The 21,729-nt window shown below is 43.4% G+C and carries 20 protein-coding genes; all 20 read left to right on the forward strand.

Features of this window, described 5'->3' with window-relative positions:
• The first annotated feature begins 61 nt into the window (after positions 1-61).
• Entirely contained in the window at positions 62-1,138 is a 1,077-nt protein-coding gene (locus tag DP73_RS07060; protein ID WP_034598485.1) for a methionine synthase, read from the forward strand.
• Positions 1,139-1,287: 149 nt separating this feature from the next.
• Positions 1,288-1,485, forward strand: a complete 198-nt coding sequence (locus DP73_RS07065; protein ID WP_034598486.1) for a DUF1858 domain-containing protein — start codon at positions 1,288-1,290, stop codon at positions 1,483-1,485.
• Positions 1,486-1,899: 414 nt separating this feature from the next.
• Positions 1,900-2,604, forward strand: coding sequence for a LysM peptidoglycan-binding domain-containing protein (locus tag DP73_RS22445; RefSeq protein ID WP_081962984.1), 705 nt, complete (start codon positions 1,900-1,902; stop codon positions 2,602-2,604).
• A gap of 259 nt (positions 2,605-2,863) precedes the next feature.
• Complete coding sequence (lpdA, locus tag DP73_RS07085; RefSeq protein ID WP_034598488.1) at positions 2,864-4,246, forward strand: dihydrolipoyl dehydrogenase; 1,383 nt, start codon at positions 2,864-2,866, stop codon at positions 4,244-4,246.
• Positions 4,247-4,645: 399 nt separating this feature from the next.
• Positions 4,646-5,077, forward strand: a complete 432-nt coding sequence (gene mraZ / locus DP73_RS07090; protein ID WP_174278167.1) for a division/cell wall cluster transcriptional repressor MraZ — start codon at positions 4,646-4,648, stop codon at positions 5,075-5,077.
• Between the two features lie 16 nt (positions 5,078-5,093).
• Positions 5,094-6,026 (forward strand): 16S rRNA (cytosine(1402)-N(4))-methyltransferase RsmH, encoded by a 933-nt coding sequence (gene rsmH, locus DP73_RS07095; RefSeq protein WP_034598489.1) that lies wholly within the window; start codon positions 5,094-5,096, stop codon positions 6,024-6,026.
• A 29-nt stretch (positions 6,027-6,055) separates the two neighbouring features.
• The gene (locus DP73_RS07100; protein WP_034598490.1) at positions 6,056-6,535 is read left to right on the forward strand and encodes a septum formation initiator; all 480 of its coding nucleotides are present in this window, start codon (positions 6,056-6,058) and stop codon (positions 6,533-6,535) included.
• A 52-nt stretch (positions 6,536-6,587) separates the two neighbouring features.
• A complete protein-coding gene (locus DP73_RS07105; protein ID WP_034598491.1) occupies positions 6,588-8,642 on the forward strand; it encodes a penicillin-binding transpeptidase domain-containing protein in 2,055 nt (684 codons plus the stop codon).
• Between the two features lie 98 nt (positions 8,643-8,740).
• Positions 8,741-10,219: a UDP-N-acetylmuramoyl-L-alanyl-D-glutamate--2,6-diaminopimelate ligase gene (locus DP73_RS07110; protein WP_034598492.1), complete on the forward strand. Its 1,479-nt coding sequence runs from the start codon at positions 8,741-8,743 to the stop codon at positions 10,217-10,219.
• Complete coding sequence (gene murF, locus DP73_RS07115) at positions 10,212-11,624, forward strand: UDP-N-acetylmuramoyl-tripeptide--D-alanyl-D-alanine ligase (RefSeq protein ID WP_034598493.1); 1,413 nt, start codon at positions 10,212-10,214, stop codon at positions 11,622-11,624. The genes DP73_RS07110 and murF overlap by 8 nt, the downstream gene beginning before the upstream one ends.
• Before the next feature lie 21 nt (positions 11,625-11,645).
• Positions 11,646-12,647 (forward strand): phospho-N-acetylmuramoyl-pentapeptide-transferase, encoded by a 1,002-nt coding sequence (gene mraY / locus DP73_RS07120; protein ID WP_034598494.1) that lies wholly within the window; start codon positions 11,646-11,648, stop codon positions 12,645-12,647.
• 44 nt (positions 12,648-12,691) lie between these two features.
• Positions 12,692-13,039 carry a PAS domain-containing protein gene (locus DP73_RS07125; RefSeq protein WP_052090454.1) on the forward strand — a complete coding sequence of 116 codons (348 nt, stop codon included), beginning with the start codon at positions 12,692-12,694 and terminating at the stop codon, positions 13,037-13,039.
• A gap of 31 nt (positions 13,040-13,070) precedes the next feature.
• The gene (gene murD / locus DP73_RS07130) at positions 13,071-14,447 is read left to right on the forward strand and encodes a UDP-N-acetylmuramoyl-L-alanine--D-glutamate ligase (RefSeq protein ID WP_034598495.1); all 1,377 of its coding nucleotides are present in this window, start codon (positions 13,071-13,073) and stop codon (positions 14,445-14,447) included.
• A 15-nt stretch (positions 14,448-14,462) separates the two neighbouring features.
• A complete protein-coding gene (spoVE, locus tag DP73_RS07135; RefSeq protein WP_034598496.1) occupies positions 14,463-15,557 on the forward strand; it encodes a stage V sporulation protein E in 1,095 nt (364 codons plus the stop codon).
• 62 nt (positions 15,558-15,619) lie between these two features.
• Complete coding sequence (gene murG, locus DP73_RS07140) at positions 15,620-16,729, forward strand: undecaprenyldiphospho-muramoylpentapeptide beta-N-acetylglucosaminyltransferase (RefSeq protein WP_034598723.1); 1,110 nt, start codon at positions 15,620-15,622, stop codon at positions 16,727-16,729.
• A 463-nt stretch (positions 16,730-17,192) separates the two neighbouring features.
• Positions 17,193-18,035 carry a hypothetical protein gene (locus DP73_RS07145; RefSeq protein ID WP_034598498.1) on the forward strand — a complete coding sequence of 281 codons (843 nt, stop codon included), beginning with the start codon at positions 17,193-17,195 and terminating at the stop codon, positions 18,033-18,035.
• Positions 17,983-18,888 (forward strand): UDP-N-acetylmuramate dehydrogenase, encoded by a 906-nt coding sequence (gene murB, locus DP73_RS07150; protein WP_205623363.1) that lies wholly within the window; start codon positions 17,983-17,985, stop codon positions 18,886-18,888. Before DP73_RS07145 ends, murB begins: the two co-directional genes overlap by 53 nt.
• Positions 18,889-18,946: 58 nt before the next feature.
• Complete coding sequence (murA, locus tag DP73_RS07155) at positions 18,947-20,233, forward strand: UDP-N-acetylglucosamine 1-carboxyvinyltransferase (protein WP_034598725.1); 1,287 nt, start codon at positions 18,947-18,949, stop codon at positions 20,231-20,233.
• A 77-nt stretch (positions 20,234-20,310) separates the two neighbouring features.
• Complete coding sequence (locus tag DP73_RS07160) at positions 20,311-21,036, forward strand: FtsQ-type POTRA domain-containing protein (RefSeq protein ID WP_034598499.1); 726 nt, start codon at positions 20,311-20,313, stop codon at positions 21,034-21,036.
• An 18-nt stretch (positions 21,037-21,054) separates the two neighbouring features.
• The gene (locus DP73_RS07165; RefSeq protein ID WP_014904588.1) at positions 21,055-21,384 is read left to right on the forward strand and encodes a small basic family protein; all 330 of its coding nucleotides are present in this window, start codon (positions 21,055-21,057) and stop codon (positions 21,382-21,384) included.
• The last annotated feature ends 345 nt before the right edge of the window (positions 21,385-21,729 follow it).

Here is a 21,729-nt window from a genome sequence, read left to right on the forward strand (position 1 = left end):
CCGATATAACACTCTAAAATTCGAGGCTGTATTAAATTAAGCTAGATGGGGAGGTTAGGATATGAATAGAAATAATTTCAAACCTCATTTTTTAACCACAGGAGTTGGAAGTGTTCCTCAAACAAATAGTGAAGAGGCCTTAGATTTGATATGGAAGAATGTCCCTCTGGCGCCTCATTGGCCTCAACTCCCTAATTCCGGAGCAGAAAGCTCATTTATTGGGCAATACCTCAATGTTTTAATAGAAACAGGAATTATTGGTGATATTAAAAATCCAAAGTTTTTAATTGAAGAAACGGACTGGGTAGAGCGAATGACCGGGTTTTTCTCTCTGTATTTAGAGGGAATTGAGGGATCCGATAATGCTTTAGGTCGCTTTGGCTTTAGTTTGCAAGGTGGAGAAGGGTTTGAAGCTTTCTGCCTTAATCTCGAAAATCATGGAACAAGGGACGCTAAGTTTTTAAAAGGACAACTAAGTGGACCCCTTACGTTAGGTATGCAAATCACGGATAAAAATAGAAGATCCAGCTATTATGATGAAACTCTTCGTGATATCTTGGTTAAGACTCTTACATTACATGCCGAGTGGCAGACCAAGCGACTGAGCAAGTTCGAATTGCCAGTAATTATGATGGTCGATGACCCCGGACTCTATGGTGTAGGTGCCTCCTCCTATATAACCCTAAACAGAGAGGAACTAATAACAGAGTTAAACTCGATTTTTGAGGGAATTATTCGTCAAAAAGGGATCCCCGGCGTCCATGTTTGTGCAGGAATGGATTGGACGCTTCTTTTTGACTCTAAAGCCCAGATTGTGAATTTTGATGCCTATGCTTATTTACAGAGTATGATGGTTTTAGCTGAGCCTCTTAACAAGTTTTTATTACGTGGTGGCATCCTCTCCTGGGGAATTGTCCCTACAAATCAAGATGCTTGGGAAGAAACTGCTCATGGTCTAATACATCGTTTGGAAAACAATATTGCTGCGCTTGTAGAACGTGGCGTTGATGAAAACCTCTTGCGCCAGCAAAGTATGTTAACGCCAAGTTGTGGGACCGGTACTCTTCAGAAAGATCTTTCAGAACACATTTATCAGCTTTTGTCGGAAGTTGGAAGTGCTATGAGGGGAACGGTGTAAATAACTTTGTAATCACGACTCGGATTTATAGTGTAGAAATGTATAAAAATGAGTTCGGTGCTTCGCATCTTTACTTATTGTATAAACCGACAAAAATACTATATAATAAAACCGAGTGTTTTTATAAGAAATGCAAAGGAGGAATTTTATTGTTAACTAAAGAGATGACAGTAGGCCAAGTTCTTCGCCAATATCCGCAAACTGTTCAAGTTTTTTTAGAACTTGGGATGCACTGTTTAGGATGTCCTTCTTCAACAATGGAGAGCATTGAAGGTGCGGCGTTAACTCATGGGAAAAATCCGGATGATTTAATTGAAAAGCTTAATAAGGCGATTACTGAGGTATAGAAAATCTATATTTGAAGTTAAACTAATATTGTTAGTTATGTAGGGGCTGTGCAAACGAACTAAAGGTTCGTAAGCATCAGCCCCTTTATAGATGGAGTAGACTTTTGATAAAGGTGTTTTACCCAGTAAATACAAACTTCGAGTTCAAGAATATCCTTTGTGGTATTTTTATTCTCTTAGAAACTGCTATTAACTTGTATTTTAAGTACAAGTTTTTAGCTAAATTGGGTGTAAAGTTAGAATTTGATTCGGGCACTATTATGGCTTGGGTTTTAAATTATATGATTTTAAAAAAACAAATAGTTTAGCAAGGTACAAACACATTATGGGTTTACTACCATATATTGTTATTAGTTAAAGGCAAGAATCAATTGTTGAGAAGCAAGCTGGTTAACGATAAAGGAGGAAAATAATATGGAATTACGTTCCGTTGCTTATAACCCAACTCTTACACCGGGAATGCAAGGTATGCAAGGAATGCAAGGTATGCAAGGAATGCAAGGAATGCAAGGAATGCAAGGTATGGGAGGAATGCAAGGCATGGAAGGCATGCAAGGTATGGAAGGCATGCAAGGTATGGAAGGAATGCAAGGTATGGAAGGAATGCAAGGCATGGGAGGAATGCAAGGTATGGGAGGAATGCAAGGTATGGGAGGAATGCAAGGTATGGGAGGAATGCAAGGAATGCAAGGCATGCAAGGCATGGGAGGAATGCAGGGAATGCCAGGTATGTATGGTATGATGCATGGAGCTCCTGGCATGTATCCCCCAGGAGGATTTGTAAATCTAGATGTTGATTTAGATCCGGGCTTTGTTTCCCTTGACCTTGACGGGCCAAGACCGTGCTCACCTTGTGGTACCCCTGTGATGGAGCATCATCATCAACAACATGAATATCATCAACATCATCCTAAGCGTCCTTGCCCACCAATGCCTACACCTACCCCTTCAAATGAAGTGTATGTGGTAAAAAAAGGCGATTCTGTCTGGAAAATTGCTCAACGCTATGGCACAACAATGCAGGCCATTATACTAGCTAATGATCTTCGCAACCCCGATCTTATCTATCCTGGGCAAATCCTAATAATACCCGTTACTTCAGGAGAGTTTTTCGGTTAAACCGTAAGAGTAGAGAATAATCTTGAAAGGATCTAAATCCTGAGCTAAACTCGGGGTTTAGGTCCTTTCCTAATATATAGTCTGTGGACAGAGGAACCTAGGACATTCTTGAACTGAACAGAGTCCCTGCGCATACGATCAAATTGAGCTGGACATATTGTTTACAGATTCCTGTTCGGCTTTAGACTGAACATCTTTGCAGGTAAAACGTCCCCCGAAATAGAATTAGTTGAAAACTATAGGGAAGGAGAGGAAAGACGTGGCTTATAAAGTTGGCGTCCTCGGAGGAGGTCCTGGAGGATATGTATGTGCGTTAAAAGCTGCTCAATTAGGTATGTCAGTAGTTCTCATCGAGGGTGAACAATTAGGTGGTACTTGTTTGAACCGAGGGTGTATTCCTACGAAGGCTCTCGTTAAGAGTGCTGATTTATGGCGGGAAATTGGACGCGCTTCGGAATTTGGTTTGCATGTTGGTGACAAAAGAGTCGATTATCAGGCTGTAGTTGCTCGAAAAGAACAAGTTGTCAACTCTCTAGTTGGCGGTGTGGAGAAATTAATGAAAGCCGCAAATATTCGTGTTATCAAGGGATGGGGCGAATTTAAACAATTAGGACATATTTCCGTAACGACAGTGAATGGTGAGGAAGATTTAGAGGTAGAGAACCTTGTGCTGGCAACAGGATCTACCCCTGTACGAATACCCATTCCGGGAGCTGATCTTCCAGGGGTAGTAACCAGTGATGAGATTCTCGACCTTACTTATATGCCTAAAAGTCTTGTTATTATCGGAGGAGGAGTTATTGGTTTAGAATTTGCTTCGATCTATCAAGCCTTTGGGGTAAAAGTAAGTGTTGTGGAAATGCTTCCGAGTCTGTTACCAACTATTGATGAGGAAATTCCAAAGCGAATAACCCCATTACTAAAACGTAATGGAATCGATATTTTTACAAAAACATTAGTCAAGCAGATTAGTCAAGCAGGTGAGAGTCTTCTAGTTCAGATTGAAGATGCTAAAGGAGTTAAAGAAATTTCCACTGATTGCGTTCTATTGTCAACTGGCCGCAGGCCAAATCTGAGAGGAATCGATATAAATGGATTGGGTTTAGAGATTGACAAGGGAGCCATTAAGGTGAACTCTAAAATGCAAACCAATCTTCCTAATGTTTATGCAATCGGGGATGTCGTAGGGGGAATTATGTTAGCCCATGTTGCCTCTGCTGAAGGAATAATTGCTGTGGAACAGATTGCCGGTCATTCCGTGGAGATGAGTTATCGAGCCATACCCAGTGCGATTTTCACACATCCTGAAATTGCCACGGTTGGGCTTTCTGAGCAGGAGCTTAAAGCATCAGGAGTCGATTATCGAGTCAGTAAATTTCCGTTTTCAGCCAATGGCAAGGCCTTAGCCTTAGGTGAAAGCATTGGACTCGTCAAAATTTTGGCAAATCATGAAGGAGTGGTTGTTGGGGCCAGCATCATGGGGCCGCAGGCGAGCACGTTAATTTCTGAATTAGTAATAGCCATTGAAAAAGGGCTTCTCGCAGAGGATCTAGCACGAACAGTTCATGCCCACCCTACATTGCCTGAAGCTGTAATGGAAGCAGCCCACGGAATACTCGGAAAACCACTGCATCTTGCTTAACAGCTGAAGTGAACTAGTTCAGCTAAAGCCGAACATCGAGACTTCCATGTGTCTAACTCCGTCGAAGTAGAATTAAGGAACTCTAATTAGAAGAAGTGGAAGTCTCGGAATTCATCGATTAACTACTTTTGAAGTAACCTTAAGCTTTATCCCAATCAATTTTTCACTCTTAGTCCTTAGTCTTTTTAATGCTTTATTAAAGTATTGAAAAGACTTTTGTTTTTTACTGCTTTAGGTCTAAGGCCTACTTATTTCGAAATAAACTAGGACCTTCCTCCTGTTTTTTTATTTTTTATTCTAAAAAGAGAATTCTTTAGCAGGATTATCTTTACGAATGGAGAATAGTGGGATAAAGTGGGGTGAAGTGGGGTAGAAAACCACTGCAGTGGGGTGAGCACTATGTTTATGGGGGAATACATTCATACGATTGACGGAAAAGGACGGTTGATTATACCTGTCAAGTTTCGTGAAGCCCTAGGTGAACAATTTATTGTGACCAAGGGCTTAGATCACTGTTTGTTCGTTTACCCTCGTTCAGAGTGGGAGACCTTAGAAAAAAAGCTGCGTGAGTTACCATTTACTCAACCGGATGTAAGAGCTTTTGTCCGTTTCTTTTTTTCTGGGGCAACAGAATGTGAACTTGATAAGCAAGGGAGGATTCTATTACCAGCTAATCTGCGCGATTATGCGCAATTAGAGAAAGATCTGGTTCTGGTAGGTGTGTCAAGTCGAGTCGAGATTTGGAGCCAGAAACTTTGGACAGAATACAGTCAGCAAGCAGAAAGTGCCTATGCCAGCGCTGCTGAATCTCTAGTCCAGCTCGGAATATAGAAAGGAACGGATTAACTTGGATTTTCATCATGTTACAGTGTTATTAGAAGAAACCGTGAATTTAGTCGTTTCAAATCCCTCGGGTAGATATGTTGATTGCACCTTAGGAGGTGCCGGACATAGTAAAATGATTTTATCAAAGCTTGGAGCGTCCGGAAAATTGATCTGTTTTGATCAGGATATACAGGCTATTCGTAATGCCAAAGATATTCTTGGTAAGGATGAACGGGTTACCTTAATCAATCGGAACTTTGAGTCGTTAGAGGAAACTTTAGGAGAATTGAACTTGCTTCCCGTCGATGGAATCATCTTTGATTTAGGAGTTTCGTCACCTCAACTTGATGAAGCTGAACGGGGGTTTAGTTATATGCAAGATGCCCCCTTAGATATGCGTATGGATTCTTCAGGTCAATTAAGTGCTCGGGAAATTGTGAATTTATGGACTGAAGAGGATTTAGCTCAACTCATTTGGGACTATGGAGAGGAAAAATGGGCAAAACGGATAGCCCAGTTTATAACTCAAGCGCGCAGAGAAAAGCCTCTTGAAACCACAGGAGATTTAGTGCAGGCAATTAAAGCTGCGGTTCCGGCCGCAGTTCGTCGAAGTGGACCTCATCCCGCAAAACGTACTTTTCAGGCCATACGAATTGTAGTCAATGATGAACTGGGAGTCTTAGATCGTGGGTTAGATCAGGCCCTGAACTGTCTGGGCCAGGGTGGCAGAGTAGGGGTAATAACCTTTCATTCCCTTGAAGACCGCATCGTCAAAGAGAGAATGAAATCCTGGCTGGGAAGGTGCACGTGTCCGCCGGAGTTACCGATCTGCCGGTGCAATGCAAAAACCAAAGCTAAGGTAATAACCAAAAAGCCACTTCTACCCAGCCAAGAAGAAGTGGAGCAAAATCCTAGGTCAAGAAGTGCAAAATTACGGGTTGCCGAAAAAATATAATGTCTAAAGCAATAGGAGGAGGAATACCCATGGTAGTGGCGCAAGAAAAGGTTGAGTGGCAGGAGGTTTTGACACAAACACATGCCGAGAATAATCCTCGACTTGTGAGAAAAGGGAAAGGATACTCTAAGATTAAAAGTATTGTAGTTTTGGCATTTGTTGTCGGAGTGACGGGTGCCATTGGAGCGGAAACTATTCATCTGACAGTAGTCCAAGGAGCTGAGATACGAACCCTAGAAAATGAAATTTCCGCAATCAAAACGAAGAATGATCTGCTTCAGATGGAAGCCGACAAACTTCGTTCAGTAGGACGGATTGAGAGTGTTGCCTTATCGATGGGTATGGAAAAACCTACGGGGAAAGTGTATATGGCAGGTGTAGTGCCTGCGGCTAAAAATGAACAGGGGGCTCCGCCGACCCAAGCGGTAACTCAAGCAGAGTCTAAACCCACTGCACTTCAACAATTCTCTCGAAAATTTACAAGCTTTTTTGCTTCTACACAACGTTAAGAGAAAGGCGCTTTGGGTACGCGGAGACCCCAGAAAGGTGGGGTGAGGGCTTATGAGTCCTTATGTCGTCATGCGTAAACGAATCGCTTTTCTTTTTTTGTGTGTTTGTGCCTTTTTAGTAGTGTTAATTGTTCGGTTAGGCTTCGTTCAACTAAGTCAGGGAGCCGATTTGCGAAAAAAGGCAGATGATTCTCATTTTCGTGGTGTTCCAGTAGCTCCCAAACGTGGAAATATTGAGGATCGCCAAGGAAATGTTCTAGCAATGAGTGTCAGTACAGAAACAGTGTATGCAGTTCCGGCGGAGGTTCGCCAATCCGGCCGTGCTAAAGAGATGGCCGCAACCTTAGCTCCGCTGCTTGGAAAATCGGCTCAAGAAATTGAAGGGCGGATTACAAAACGTTCAGCGCTGGAATACGTACAAAAGCGTGTAAGCCCTGAGGTTGCAGCACAAGTAAGGGCGTTAGAACTTCCTGGCATAGGAACTACGGAGGATAGTCAGCGATATTATCCCAATGGAAGTCTTGCAGCCCATATAATCGGGTATGCTGGAATTGACAATCAGGGTCTTGAAGGAATAGAGTTGACAAGGGAATCGGAGCTGAAGGGAATACCGGGAAGTATTCTCCAAGAATTTGGGGCTAATGGCATTCCTTTGCCTCAAGCGGAACATCAGTACCTGGCTCCCAAACAGGGAAACACTGTAAGATTAACCATTGATAAAAACATTCAGGCCTTTGCGGAACGGGAACTACAAAAGTTAATGACCGGTCAGGGGGTTAATATGAATGGGCAAGTGCCTAAGAACGCATCAATCCTGGTAATGGAACCTAATACAGGAGAGATGCTGGCCCTTGCTTCTGCACCGACCTTTGACCCTAATCGATATCAGGAGGCAGATCCCAGCACGAGACGTAATATTGCTATTCAGAATGGTTATGAGCCAGGATCTACCTTTAAAATCATTACTCTCGCTGCTGCTTTGGAAGAAAAGAAAATTAAGCTTAGCGAGCATTTTTTTGACAAGGGTGCCTATACGGTTTTGGGTAAAAATGTTCGTTGCTGGAAAGCAGGCGGACATGGTGATCAAACTTTTACGGAAGTGGCTGAAAATTCCTGTAATCCGGGTTTTATCGAAATGGGACAACGATTGGGAATGGATACTTTTTACAAGTATTTGCGAGATTTTGGCTTTGGAAAGAAGACCGGTATTGAGATGTCCGGAGAAGCCTTGGGGATTTTAGCAAATAAGAAAAAGGCCACAGCCTTAGATTTAGCGACCATGTCAATTGGTCAGACAAATAACGTTACCCCTATCCAATTACTAACGGCGGTTTCTGCGGTTGCTAATGGTGGGACCTTGATGAAGCCACAATTGGTAAAAGAGATTGTCGGTCCAAGCGGTAGGGTTGTAACACCCTTCAAAAAAGAAGAAATCAGGCGTATTATAAGTGAGGATACTTCTAAAATCGAACGTGAGGTCTTAGAATCTGTCGTAACAAATGGAACTGGGCGACGTTCCTTCCTGCCGGGATATCGTGTGGCGGGAAAAACAGGGACAGCACAAAAAGTGCAGAACGGTGGCTATATCCAAGGGGAATATGTTGCGTCTTTTATAGCATTTGCCCCTGCAGATGCACCCCGTCTGGCAATTTTATGTGTTATTGATGGCGTGCCCTTTTATGGTGGGGTTGTAGCATCTCCTGTTGTACAGACGGTCATGCTCGATTCGTTGAGATATCTGGGTGTTAAACCTGATCCTAAGGCACCTTTAACTCCCGGCAAACCTATGCCCGGGCTAGAGTTCTCACCTATTAAAAAAGCTGCAACGGTTCCTTCTGTTTTAGGTCTTCCTATAGGAGAAGCGCAAGATATTCTGACTAAGGCTGGATTTAAGACAATGACAGAGGGTGATGGAGCGGTGGTGTTAGACCAGATTCCTCACGGTGACTCACAGGTGGAAGCGGAATCTAATATTCTCCTCTATCTGGGGGCAGAGGCATCGACGCCTACGCTTAATCCCTGGTGGGAAGATGAAGATGAAGACATTGAAGCTATTCGCAGTCTGACAGGTCGTTTTCCTATTTCCGTCAGCCCATTAGGGCAGTAACTGAGAATATTTAGGTCTGTCGCAAGGCTTATTTGTCTATAATAATTATGGGAAGTTACAATCTGGTTTTACAAAGCATTCGAAAGGAAAGATGATGAATGCCTAGAGCGAATAAATCATTATTAGACATAATTGACGGTATTGAGATTCTGGAATCGTTAGGGAATTGTGAAGTCATCGTCCGTGGAATGTCAATGGATTCGAGGCACGTAGAGTCAGGGGATTTATATGCTTGTGTACCTGGTCTTCAGGTAGATGGTCATGATTTTGCGGCCAGTGCGGTTGCCTCCGGGGCTGTGGCTTTAGTTGTGGAACGGTTTTTACCACTAGATGTTCCTCAGATTAGAGTTTCAAGTGTGCGTCAAGTTATGGGAACGCTGGCAGCGATAATCTATGATCATCCGAGTGAGCAGCTTGAGCTAGTCGGTGTAACCGGTACAAACGGCAAAACTACCATTACTTATCTTATTGAGAAAATCGGGATAAAGCTCGGCAAGAAAGTTGGCTTAATAGGAACTTTAGGTGCTCGAATTAATGGGCGGGCCATTCCGGGGGAGAGGACAACTCCTGAGGCTATAGAGGTTCAGAAGCTTTTAGCGGAAATGGTTGCTGAAGGTGTGAATTTGGCTGTAATGGAGGTGTCATCTCACGCTTTGGTATTAGGACGGGTGGCCGGTTGCGAATTTGATGCAGGTATTTTTACGAATTTGACACAAGATCATCTGGATTATCATAAAACAATGGAGGACTATCTAGCGGCAAAATCCCTCTTGTTTTCTAATTTGAAAGGGACTAAGCAAGTAAAGAAAATTAGTATTTTAAACGGGGATGATCCGGTATTTAAGGAATTAAGCCAAGCTTCAATTGCTTCAGTTGTGAGCTATGGAATAAATAATATGGTTGATTATCGGGCAGTGAATGTAGAAGTAACCCCGGAGGGGGTGCGTTTCCAGGTTCAATTTAAGGGATCCGAACAAGAAGTTTGGTATGCGACCCCGGGGTATTTTAGTGTATATAATGCTTTAGCAGCCTTTGTCTGGGGAGTGGAGCGGGGCTATCCCCCGGCAACTGTTGCTGAGGCTCTTTCCGAAATAGCCGGAGTCCCCGGCCGCTTTGAAAGCGTTCGTCAAGGTCAGCCGTTTCAGGTTATCGTAGATTATGCCCATACCCCCGATGGCTTGGAGAATGTAGTAAGAACCGCTAAGAGCTTTACCAAAGGAAGACTTTTCACTGTCTTCGGTTGTGGAGGGGATCGTGATAGGACAAAACGGCCTTTGATGGGGGAGGTTGCTTCCAGGGGAAGTGACTTTTTGATTGTAACTTCAGATAATCCCCGAACGGAAGATCCGGATCAAATTATCCAAGAAATTCTAACCGGTGTTTCAGGAGTGGAGCATGTTGCTCTAGCAGACCGTCGGGAAGCAATTTGGAGTGCCTGTCGTCAAGCAAAACCGGGTGATACAATTTTGATTGCCGGTAAAGGGCATGAAACCTATCAGATCTTTGGCAAAGAGGTTCATCCCTTTGATGACCGAGAGGTAGCCCGTGAAGCTTTAAGGGGGCTTGGCTATGAGTAATTGGACTACTAAAGCAGTCGCCAAATTGGTCAAAGGAAATTTGTTTGGAGATCCTGATCTGAAGGTTCATGGATGTATCCTTGATAGTCGCCAAGCCCAAGGTGGAGAAATGTTTTTTGCATTACCGGGAGAGCGAGTAGATGGGCATGATTATATAGACGCTGCCTGGAATAATGGAGCCCTGCTGGTTATTGCAGATGAAGCCCGTTTTCGGGGAACGGGGGAGCCTAGGGTGCCGGAGGGCAAAGCTCTTTTGTTAGTAGAGTCTGTTTATAAGACGCTTCAAGATCTTGCTCAGTACTGGCGTAGGGAGCTTAAAGCTAAAGTTGTGGGTGTTACAGGAAGTAACGGCAAGACGACGACTAAGGACATGATTTATGCGGTCTTGTCTCAAGAGTTCCAAGTTTACCGGAATAAAGAAAATCATAACAACGAATTAGGACTTCCGATGACCATCTTAAACGCGCCCCTAGGGACAGAGGTATTAATTCTTGAAATGGGTATGCGTGGTTTGGGTGAGATTAAAGCTCTATGCGATATCGGAAAGCCGGATATTGGGGTAATAACGAATATTGGGACTACTCATTTGGAATTGCTGCTTACTCAGGAGCGAATTGCCCAGGCAAAATGGGAGTTAATTGACGCCTTGCCAGAGGGTGGAGTTGCAATTATCAATGCCGAGGATCAGTTTTCGGTAGAAAAGGCCCGAAAGGATCTGAAGCATCAGATTTCTTATTATGGTATTGAGGGATCCTTTGCCGACCCAATTATTAGAGGGGTACAGCTTAGGCCATGGGGAGAACTGGGAACGGCCTTCGATGTGCTTTATAAAGATCAGAGAGTAACAGCCAATCTCCCTTTGCCAGGCACTCATAATGTATTGGATGCCTTGGCTGCCTTAAATGTTGGGACGATGTTAGGAGTTTCTTTGGACAAAGGATGCACAGGGCTTAGTAAACTGGAATTATCAAGGATGAGGTTGGAAATTCGAAGAGGGGTTTCGGAAAGTGTCATAATTAATGATGTCTATAATGCCAATCCGGTTTCCATGCAGGCCTCTTTGCAAGTTCTCAAGGAGCGAGGTGTCGGTAATAGAACTCTGGCAATATTAGGTGAAATGTACGAATTGGGAATCTCCGCGGAATCAGGCCATCGAGAGGTTGGGCGAGCACTCTCAGATTTAGGAATCAATGAATTAATTACAGTGGGAAAATTGGCTGAAGAGATTGCTCAAGGGGCGCGATTGGCCGGTTTTCCGGAAAATCATATAACAGTGACCTATTCTCGTGAAGAGGCTGTTAAAGAGGCCTTAAGGCTGCTGGCTTTGGGACAGGGGACTTGGGTTCTGATTAAAGGTTCGCGAGGTATGCGAATGGAAGAGATTACGGCAAAACTGGAAAGATGAGAGTAAAGGATGGAATAGCACATGTCTGAGCGTTTGGTCTTGGCAGCAGGATTAGCCCTAATTATCACGTTGGTCCTGAGCCCTTTTTTGATACCGGTCTTGAGGGTTCTTAAGTTCGGTCAAAATGTACGCGATGATGGCCCTAAAAGACACCTAAAAAAGGCAGGAACCCCTACAATGGGTGGGATTATTTTTCTAGTAGGTATTATTGTCAGTGCTCTAGTTTCGGCAGAACAACCCACTTCTTTGGAAATGGTGACTTTGGTCGGAATCACCCTCGGTTTTGGATTAATTGGCTTCATTGATGATTTCATTAAAGTTGTAATGCATCGTTCTTTAGGGCTTAGAGCCTACCAAAAACTCATTGGACAGTTTGGCTTAGCATTTATTCTAATGTGGGTTTCTGTCAAGTGGCTAGGGCGAGGAACAGACGTTGCTATTCCCTTCACATCAGTACACCTAGAATTAAACTGGTTTTACTATGTATTGATTTCTCTGCTCATTGTGCTAATGACTAATGCGGTAAATCTTACCGATGGATTGGATGGATTAGCTGCCGGAAGTACAATGTTTGCAGGTGCCGCCTATGTGGTGATTGCTTTACTGGCTGCTATTCACGGGGTGGCTGTCTTGGCCCATGAGACGGATATGGCAGTATTTGCTGCGGCATTGGTGGGTGGAACACTGGGCTTTTTGCGCTTTAATACCTACCCGGCGCGGATCTTTATGGGAGATACCGGATCCTTAGCCCTAGGAGGTGCTTTAGCCAGCTTGGCGGTGCTAACTAAGAGTGAGTTAGTCTTGATAGTGATAGGTGGTTTGTTTGCAGTTGAGGCGCTCTCTGTAATTCTACAAGTTGCTTCTTTTCAAACAACAGGGAAACGGATTTTTCGTATGAGTCCCCTGCATCACCATTTCGAACTTGTTGGTTGGAGTGAATGGAAGGTAGTTATTGTTTTTTGGTCTGTCGCTTTGATTTGTGCCGTTCTTGGAATTATTGGCTATATGCCGACCCTGGGGTAGGGAGAGAGACTCAATAGATCTAAACTCACTTAGGAGGAACTTTTGTGGATAGAGAAAAAATGTTGTCTTTTATCTTGGATTCATACCCGTATCCGATTGTTTTTGTCGATTGTGAGCATGTTATCAGATACCTTAATAAAAGAGCAGAATATCATTACTATCAAGAACGTGGCTATCGAGATTTGATTGGGAAGTCTCTTTTTGAGTGCCATCAAAACCCTAAATCAGTGGAAATGATAAAATCCACTGTCGAAAAACTTAAGAACCACGCAAATGAGGTCTTCTTGCACGTTAATTACAGGAATGAGAGGGTTAATATTGTACCTGTAAGAGATGAGAAAGGGGATATGATCGGATATTTTGAGAGGTTCGAGATGAATATGCACAAATAGCGTCTAGAACTTGAAACGGAGGGTATATATTGTGGATTGGTTGAACAAACGCGCTTTGGTAATAGGGGCAGGTTTAAGTGGACAGGCGGCGGTTCGAAAACTTCAGAAGCTGGGAGCTGAGGTTTTCTTGACAGATAGTAAGTCGGCAGAACAGCTTGCTGGTATAGAGGATATCAGACTCGATACAAAACATTTGCTTTTAGGAGAAATGCCGGAATTTGCTGAGATTAATCCTGAGCTAATTGTTTTGTCACCGGGGGTTTCCCCTAAGCTCCCTTTAGTTCAAGAGGGACTTTCTCGCAATGTGACTTTGTGGAGTGAAGTAGAACTGGCTATGCATGACTGTCCCGCCCTTTGTGTTGGCGTAACCGGGACAAATGGTAAAACGACGACCACAACTCTTATAGGAGAATTGGCTAAGCTAACAGGTAAGCCTACAGTTGTTGCGGGGAATATTGGAGTTGCTTTAAGCGGGCAAGTAAACGGCTTAGGGGATAACAGTATTGTTGTGGCTGAACTATCTAGTTTTCAATTGGAATTTGTGGATAAACTTCATGTACATATAGGAGTTTTGTTAAATCTTACCCCTGATCATTTGGACAGGCATGGAACATTGGAAAACTACCTAGAGGCTAAGGCTCAAATTTTTAAAAACCAAACTCCTATGGATTTAGCAATCTTAAATTGGGATGACCCAAGAGTCAGAGAATTAGGGACAAAATTAAAAAGTCAAGTGATTTATTTCAGTCCCACTACTTTTTTGCAAGATGGAATCAGTCTATGGCATGATGATATTGTCTTTGCGGTTAAGGAAAAGAAGACGATGATTCCTATTATTTCGCGAAAGAATCTCCAATTACGCGGAGCTCACAATTTGGAAAATGTTATGGCATCTGCCGCTGCCGCAAGAGCATTCGGGCTTTCCTGGACTGAGATTTCAGAAGGACTTGCTCGGTTCAAGGGAGTTGAACATCGCCAAGAAGTTGTAGGGTCCTTTGCAGGGGTGCTTTTTGTAAATGATTCTAAAGGTACGAATACAGATGCGGCAACTAAAGCTTTGCAGGCTTTCGACGAGCCTTTGGTGTTAATTGCCGGAGGAAAAAATAAGGGACTTGATTTCCACGAATTTATGAAGGTTGTCCGAAAAAAGGTCAAAAGTTTAATTTTGCTGGGACAAGCGGCTGAGGAGATGGAACAGGCGGCTAAGGATGAGGGGGTTGAGAGGATTATAAGGGTTTCTACTTTCGAGGAAGGGGTAGAGAAAGCCATCTCTGAAGCAAAGCCTGGAGATGTCGTATTATTATCTCCTGCTTGTACAAGTTGGGATATGTTTAAGAATTATGAGCAAAGAGGGGAATTGTTTAAGGAGTTAGTGCGTAGGCATTATAGGGAACCCATTCAAAAATAAAAGGGGGATCTATTAATGCGAAAGTACCATCGACCGGATTTAGTCTTGTTAGGGGCAATTTTAGCTCTGTTAGCGATAGGTTTCGTTATGGTTTATAGTTCGAGTGCTGTTAGAGGCTATATTCAGTATGACGATCCTTATCACTATCTTAAGATGGAAATACTCTGGGTTACGATGGGGCTAGTAGCAATGTTTGTCAGCATGGTTATAGATTTGCGCTGGGTGCGAAAATATGCTAAGCCTGCACTTATTATGGCTATTGTCCTGCTGATTGCTGTTAAGATCCCGGGAATTGGGCGAAGGGTTAATGGAGCGGATCGATGGATTGGACTAGGGCCATTGTCTATTCAGCCTTCGGAAGTAATCAAGCTTTCCATGGTCTTGATGATGTCTCATGTTTTGGCGCTTAATCCTCATAAGATTGAGTCCTTCCGCAAAGGAGTTTTGCCCATCCTTGGTCTAATGGGAGTCATTGCCGGATTGATTATGCTTCAGCCTGATTTGGGGACGACATTAGTAATAGCTGCTACCACCTTTTTTATGTTAATTGCTGCGGGAGCCAAGACAAGTCACATTATGGCTTTGGCCGGAACAGGTTTAGGATTGGTGGTTGCTGCCATTGCAGCAGCACCCTACCGTATGAGACGTATTTTTGCATTTTTGGATCCGTGGGCAGATCCTTTGGGAAATGGATATCAGACCATTCAGGCGCTGTTAGCCTTGGGACCCGGAGGACTGTTTGGTTTAGGATTAGGGCAGAGCAGGCAAAAGTTTCTTTATCTGCCGGAAAATCATACGGACTTTATCTTCGCTATGATTGGTGAAGAACTCGGTTTTGTAGGGGCTTCTTTAGTGGTTTTGATTTTCTTCCTTTTTGCCTGGCGAGGCTTTCGGGTGGCAATGAGGGCTCCTGATCCATTCATGGGTTTCCTGGCGGTTGGATTAACTGCTATGGTATCTATTCAAGCAATGATCAATATGGGTGTTGTAAGCGGGGTATTGCCTGTTACGGGAATCACCTTACCGTTTATAAGCTATGGAGGAACTTCTTTGGTTTTCACTATGTTAGGTGTTGGAGTGTTGTTGAATATTTCCAGGGAAGTAAGATAGTGAACTTGAGGCAGGATGTTCGGGGCTCACAATAGTCTCCAGTGGAGAAAGGGGTATGGATGGTGCGCGTTATTTTGACCGGTGGTGGAACAGGTGGGCATATTTATCCGGCATTAGCTATTGCCAAAGGTTTGTTGGCACGTGATGCTAATACGCAAATTCTCTATGTAGGAATCCAGGATGGGATGGAAGCGCGTTTAGTACCGGAAGCAGGGATAGCCTTTAAAGGTATTTCCGGAAAGGGACTTCCTCGTAAGTTAAGTCTGGATACAATAAAGGTTATTGGTAAAAGTTTTAAAGCCCTATGGGAAACCAAGAACGTCTTACGTGAGTTCCATCCGGACTTAGTCATCGGGACAGGGGGATATGTATCCGGTCCGGTGGTATTGACAGCTGCCCTTTTTAAGATTCCGACCTTACTTCATGAGCAAAATGCCTGGCCCGGTATTACTAATCGGATTTTGGCAAGAGTAGTGAACAAAGTTATGGTGACATTCCCCGAGAGCATTGCACATTTTGGGGTTAAGAATAAAATGGAACTGGTTGGACTACCGGTTCGTCAGGAAATTGGTGGGTATTCTCGTGAAATTGGGGCAAAGCATTTTGGACTTCGCTCGGATCGGTTGACCCTGCTTGTAACGGGTGGAAGCAGAGGTGCTCGCACTTTAAATCAGGCTATGATCAAGGTCTTGGAATGTCTGGCCCAGCGACGGGATATCCAAGTGATTTGGGCCACCGGAAGCGTTACCTATGCAGAAACTATTGCAGAATTAAAACAAAGAGAGATTCCTTGGGAAAGTCCGCAATGGCGAGTTGTGGAATATTTGAAAGATATGCCGGAAGCTTTAGCCTGTACAGATTTGTATATCGGTAGGGCTGGGGCGGCATCACTGGCTGAGCTGATGGTTGCCGGGATACCTGGAATTTTAATTCCCTACCCTTTTGCGGCAGAGAATCATCAGGAACATAACGCCCAGGCTCTAGTTCAAGCAGGGGCTGCTCAAGTAATCTTGGACTCAGAATGTAATGGGGAAAGACTGTGGAATGAAATTAATCTGCTAATCTCTCAGTCATCCCTTTTAGCAAAAATGGGAGAGGCTTCCCGAACTTTAGCTCAGCCAAAGGCCTTAGATAAGATTGTAGATCTTTGCCTAGCTACTGCCTGGCGCTGATCGTGGTTCGTAGTTCGAAAGTCAATAACATAGGATAATTACTTTTCTGGCTTAATAAAGGTTTAGTGATATCGTTGTAGTCAAGATTGGGAGGTTCAACTTGCCATATTTGGTGATAGCAAGGTTCTAAACTGTAAAGCCGTGTGCGATAATACAAGTTAGGGGTGGTTCTCGACTTGTATCCTGGGCTCATTTTAAAAGGAGTGAGTCCAGGATACAAGTTAATTAAAAATACTGGAACACCTACTTCAAAAGTCGGTGTTCCATAGTCTTTTGGTAACGATAACCTCTGTGGGAGTATCGGCTGGAAGTTTTCGCTAGAGCGAAGGTTGCAGGCCTAGGGTTCTCGACTTGGATTTTAATAGCATAAATCTGTGTTAAAAGGACCGTCCCTCTAACACTTCGCTCACACCTTTTTACTCCGATGCATAGCATATGGCAGTGAACAATGAAAGGAGTGAGCATGGTGTGGCCGAAGCGAAAGATACAACTGGCTGCTTCTTCTGCAGTTCCAGGAATCAGTGGGGTTAGGGCAGTTTTAGAAGAAATCCAGCTCGATTATTCTATGGTTGAACCGAATCAGGAGGATTTAAACCGAGAATTTAAAGAGAACTGGCTGGATAAGCCTTTCGATGGTAATGCTGTTCAAGTTTCGGAAGTTTTTAGCCCTGTAACAGAATTGATTTTCTGGCCTGACCTGCAAGAGGAGGATTCTCTAAGAGAAAAGGCTTTTGCGAAGGGGATAAAATTTCAATCTGTTCAATCATTTATACATAATCTTTTAGAAGATGACTTAATTATTTGGATTTCAGAGCCGGCAGTCCTTATTAATGAACGTCCTTTGCTATCGCACATCTTAAATCAGGCTGGCTTTGAACCAACCATACTTTGGGCAACTCCTGATGGAAAGTGGCAATGTGAATGGAAAGAGGGAGTGTATTGGCTTATATCCGAGTCCTGGTTAGATGGTCTTATGGAAAAAAACACCTTGGGAAGAAGAGTTGGTAATGACAGAGGAAATGCAAAAGCGGCTTGGGAGATCCGAGAAAATCAGATTGACTTTTACCGCTCGCAAGATAGAAAGAAGTTTGTGGGACATTTGCCGCGTTGGCCTAAACTATCCGAGGAAAAAGCAGCTGTTCAAAACATAGCTATGTGCATAGATCTGGGACTTTCCTGGCTGGATATAAGGCTGGCTCTTAGCTCTATTTGGAAGAACGAAAGAATGGCAGATAACTTGAGGTGGAATATTAATGATTTTGGATGGAATGCCGGGGCGTGTAGAGAAGAATTATCCGCTCCATAAACTGAGTACGTGGAGGATTGGTGGGCCGGCCGAGACTGTATATTGGCCTGAAACAATTGAGGACTTACTAAATGTATGGCAGCGGGCCCAAGCAGCGGAAATTCCCGTGCGCTTAATTGGACGTGGATCGAATGTCCTCTTTCCGGATGAAGGACTTTCTGGAATCACCTTAGTTTCAACATCTCTACGCGGAATTAACTGGGGGGATCATTCGGTCAGAGTTGAGGCCGGATATACATTAGCTCGTTTGGCTCAAGAGGCAGGCGAACTGGGATGGAGTGGCTTGGAGTTTGCACGAGGGATTCCGGGCTCTATTGGCGGGGCCATTATGATGAATGCCGGTGCCCATGGCGGTGAAATTTCTTCCTGTGTACTTAGTGTTTCAACACTCTGGGCGGATGGGAGTATTAAGAAATTAAAGCGTGATGAATTCGAGTTTGCCTATAGATTCTGTTCTTTGCGGGGGCATGCCTGGGTTTTAGAAGCTCACCTTAAATTCAAGGCAGGTGAACGGGAACAAATCTTGCAGGATATGCGAGAATACTTAACAAAACGGACAGCAAATCAACCACTTGAGCTGCCTAATGCGGGGAGCGTTTTTCGAAATCCACCAGGACATTCTGCCGGACGATTGATTGAGGCCGCGGGTTGGAAAGGAAGAAGTATAGGTGGTGCGAAAGTATCCGAGAAGCATGCAAATTTTATTGTCAACACAGGCCTTGCAACCTCCAGTGATGTTCTTGCCTTGATAGAAGCCATTAAGGCGGATATTCAATTGAAATATGGAATTGGCTTACAAACGGAAGTAGAAAGTATTTTAACGGCACAAGTCAACCGAAGAAGAGATGTTTAGAGGAAGCCACTCATAGTTTGTTAGAACCGGATTGAATTGTTTAAAAGGGGAGTGGATTATAGTGATGGATCGCTATGTTATCACAGGTAAACAAAGGTTAGAAGGAAGTATCCGAGTTAGTGGGGCAAAGAATTCTTCCCTTCCCTTATTAGCTGCATCGTTACTGGCAGAAGGGACGTCTAGTTTACTTGAGATACCGGAGCTAGCTGATATTAAACATATGATCGAAGTGCTCGAAGGGCTTGGTTGTAAAGTCCTACGTCAAAATGAGGCTATGCATATTGATGCTGGAGGGCTTGAGTCCTGCGAGGTTGATGAAGCTTTAATGCGGCAAATGCGAGCATCCAATCTAATTTTAGGTCCCTTGTTAGCGCGATATGGTAGGGTTAAAATATCTAGGCCGGGAGGATGCGCTATTGGTTCCCGTCCCATGGATCAGCATATAAAAGGTTTGCAGCTGTTAGGAGTAAAGGTTAAGGAAAGGCATGGTTATATTGAAGCCTGGACAGATCATCTCCAAGGTGCGGATGTTTATTTAGATGTCCCGAGCGTTGGAGCTACAGAAAACATTATGATGGCCGCAGTTTTGGCAAAAGGGACAACAATCATAAGAAATGCAGCACGTGAGCCGGAAATAGTAGATTTACAAAATTTTCTCAACAAAATGGGTGGAAAAGTGCGCGGAGCAGGGATGGATGTTTTAAGAATTGATGGAGTTGATTCCCTTCGTCCTGCAGAACATAGGGTTATTCCTGATCGCATTGAAGCGGGTACCCATATGATAGCTGCTGTCATGACCAGAGGAGATGTAGTCATCGAAAATGTCGTTCCTGAACATCTGGAACCTGTGATTGCTAAATTACGGCAGGCCGGGGCCTCCATAACTCTTCTGGATGATTCAGTACGGGTGAAGCAGTTGGGCGGGATACGAGGGGTAGACCTTAAAACAATGCCATATCCTGGATTTCCAACCGACATGCAGCCTCAGTTTATGGCTATGTTGTCCAGTGCGGAAGGAACAAGCATAATCACTGAGACAATCTTCGAGAATCGTTTTCAACATGTGGATGAGCTGCGTAGAATGGGGGCTCAAATTACGGTTGAGGGCAGGACAGCGATTATACGAGGGGTTAAGTCTCTTGAAGGAGCTTTCGTTGAAGCTACAGATCTTCGCGCCGGAGCAGCTCTCTTCTTAGCGGCATTAGCAGCAGAGGAGGCAACTGTGCTGGAAAAGGTAGACTACATTGATCGAGGATATGAAAAACTTGAAGAAAAATACTGCGGTTTAGGAGCAAAGCTTTTGCGCGTTTCTAAAAAGGCAAAAAGTGAGATTTCTATGAATTAATTTTGAAGAACTTTAAATTTTGTATAGCAGAATAGGACTGTATTCGTTATACTTGGGACAAGGAGGAAAATACCACTATGGAACCCAAGAAAATGAATACGTCCTTTCTCTATATCGCAGTATTGACGATTCTGCTTTCCCTGGGTTTGGCGCTGTTTTTACGCTCCAATGCTTTTGCTATTCAACATGTTAGTGTGCAAGGATTAAGTCTCATTTCAGAAAGCGAAATCCTAAAGTTAACAGACGGAATTCAAGGGCAAAACCTATTGCTTTTTGATCGGAAGGCTCTTCAATATAAGATATCTTTACATCCATTAATAAAAGATGTTCAATTCCAAAGAAATCTCCCTCAAACTCTGGTTGTTCAGGTTACTGAACGCACCCCTGTTGCTTTAGTTGTAGTCCCTAAAGGGGTTTTAGAGGTGGATTCCGAAGGGACTTTTTTGCGCCGGCTAGAGAGTTGGCCAAAAAATGATTATCCTGTGATTAGTGGAATTGAACTTCCTGATACAGTTGGGCCCGGGCAGAACCTGGAAAATTCTCTCCTTAAAGCAGGTCTGAACTTGCTTAAACAAGCTCCGCCGGAATTAGTTACTCAGATTGGAGAGTTGCATGTTAATGCTATCGAGCAAATCACTTTATTTTTGACAAGTGGGGTCGAAGTACGACTTGGACAAGCCAATGAGTGGAAAGATAAATTAATGGCACTTTACCAACTCTTAAGTGACGATGGGTACACTTCAATCCAACAAGGGGTTCGATATATTGATTTTACAGCGGCAAAACCGGTAATTGGCCGCTAAGTCAGGAGGATTTTTAATATGTGGTTACCCTTATTAGGCTTAGTTTTAGGACTAGCAATTGGGTATGTAAGTCCTTTTTCAGTTCCAATCGAATATGCAAAATACTTATCGGTAGGAATCCTCGCAGCTTTAGATTCTGTTTTAGGGGGGATTCGCTCTGCACAAGAAGACCATTTTGATAGTACTGTATTTCTAACAGGCTTTTTCAGCAATATGCTTCTTGCAGCACTGTTAGCCTATGTGGGTGACCGGATTGGTGTTGACCTTTATTTAGCAGCGGTAGTCGCTTTTGGTGTGCGTATATTCCAGAATCTGGGGAGCATCCGTCGTCATCTTCTTAAAAAATAGTAAATCATAACCTAAGAATATCTTTGACACTTTTAGAGGAATTGTTTGAAAGTAATTCTGGAAGTTTTTTAGAGATTCTTTGTTCCTTTTAAAGAAAAATTATTATTAAAAAAAGGGTTATTGGATAAGAATATAGAATTTGTAATGTTGTGTGTATAACATAATTGATTGGCCAATAAGCCATGGGATGGCAGATACTCCTAAAGGAGTAGTTCTAGAGACTAATGTTAGAAATATAGCCGTTATTCAGCGAGAAAGTTTACACATGAACATATGGAAGCACAGCAAAATTATAGAAATAACCTGTATTGTTAATAAATTATTGCAGGTAAGAATGAGCGAGGG

The organism is Desulfosporosinus sp. HMP52 (assembly GCF_000765145.1).
Lineage (GTDB): Bacteria > Bacillota > Desulfitobacteriia > Desulfitobacteriales > Desulfitobacteriaceae > Desulfosporosinus.

What these genes read in the sequence shown, in the direction of transcription:
- DP73_RS07060 (WP_034598485.1), top strand. Translation starts at nt 62, where the DNA reads ATGAATAGAAATAATTTCAAACCTCATTTTTTAACCACAGGAGTTGGA.
- DP73_RS22445 (WP_081962984.1), top strand. Translation starts at nt 1,900, where the DNA reads ATGGAATTACGTTCCGTTGCTTATAACCCAACTCTTACACCGGGAATG.
- mraZ (WP_174278167.1), top strand. Translation starts at nt 4,646, where the DNA reads ATGTTTATGGGGGAATACATTCATACGATTGACGGAAAAGGACGGTTG.
- DP73_RS07100 (WP_034598490.1), top strand. Translation starts at nt 6,056, where the DNA reads ATGGTAGTGGCGCAAGAAAAGGTTGAGTGGCAGGAGGTTTTGACACAA.
- DP73_RS07105 (WP_034598491.1), top strand. Translation starts at nt 6,588, where the DNA reads ATGAGTCCTTATGTCGTCATGCGTAAACGAATCGCTTTTCTTTTTTTG.
- DP73_RS07110 (WP_034598492.1), top strand. Translation starts at nt 8,741, where the DNA reads ATGCCTAGAGCGAATAAATCATTATTAGACATAATTGACGGTATTGAG.
- murF (WP_034598493.1), top strand. Translation starts at nt 10,212, where the DNA reads ATGAGTAATTGGACTACTAAAGCAGTCGCCAAATTGGTCAAAGGAAAT.
- mraY (WP_034598494.1), top strand. Translation starts at nt 11,646, where the DNA reads ATGTCTGAGCGTTTGGTCTTGGCAGCAGGATTAGCCCTAATTATCACG.
- spoVE (WP_034598496.1), top strand. Translation starts at nt 14,463, where the DNA reads ATGCGAAAGTACCATCGACCGGATTTAGTCTTGTTAGGGGCAATTTTA.
- DP73_RS07145 (WP_034598498.1), top strand. Translation starts at nt 17,193, where the DNA reads ATGGTGTGGCCGAAGCGAAAGATACAACTGGCTGCTTCTTCTGCAGTT.
- murB (WP_205623363.1), top strand. Translation starts at nt 17,983, where the DNA reads ATGATTTTGGATGGAATGCCGGGGCGTGTAGAGAAGAATTATCCGCTC.
- DP73_RS07160 (WP_034598499.1), top strand. Translation starts at nt 20,311, where the DNA reads ATGGAACCCAAGAAAATGAATACGTCCTTTCTCTATATCGCAGTATTG.
- DP73_RS07165 (WP_014904588.1), top strand. Translation starts at nt 21,055, where the DNA reads ATGTGGTTACCCTTATTAGGCTTAGTTTTAGGACTAGCAATTGGGTAT.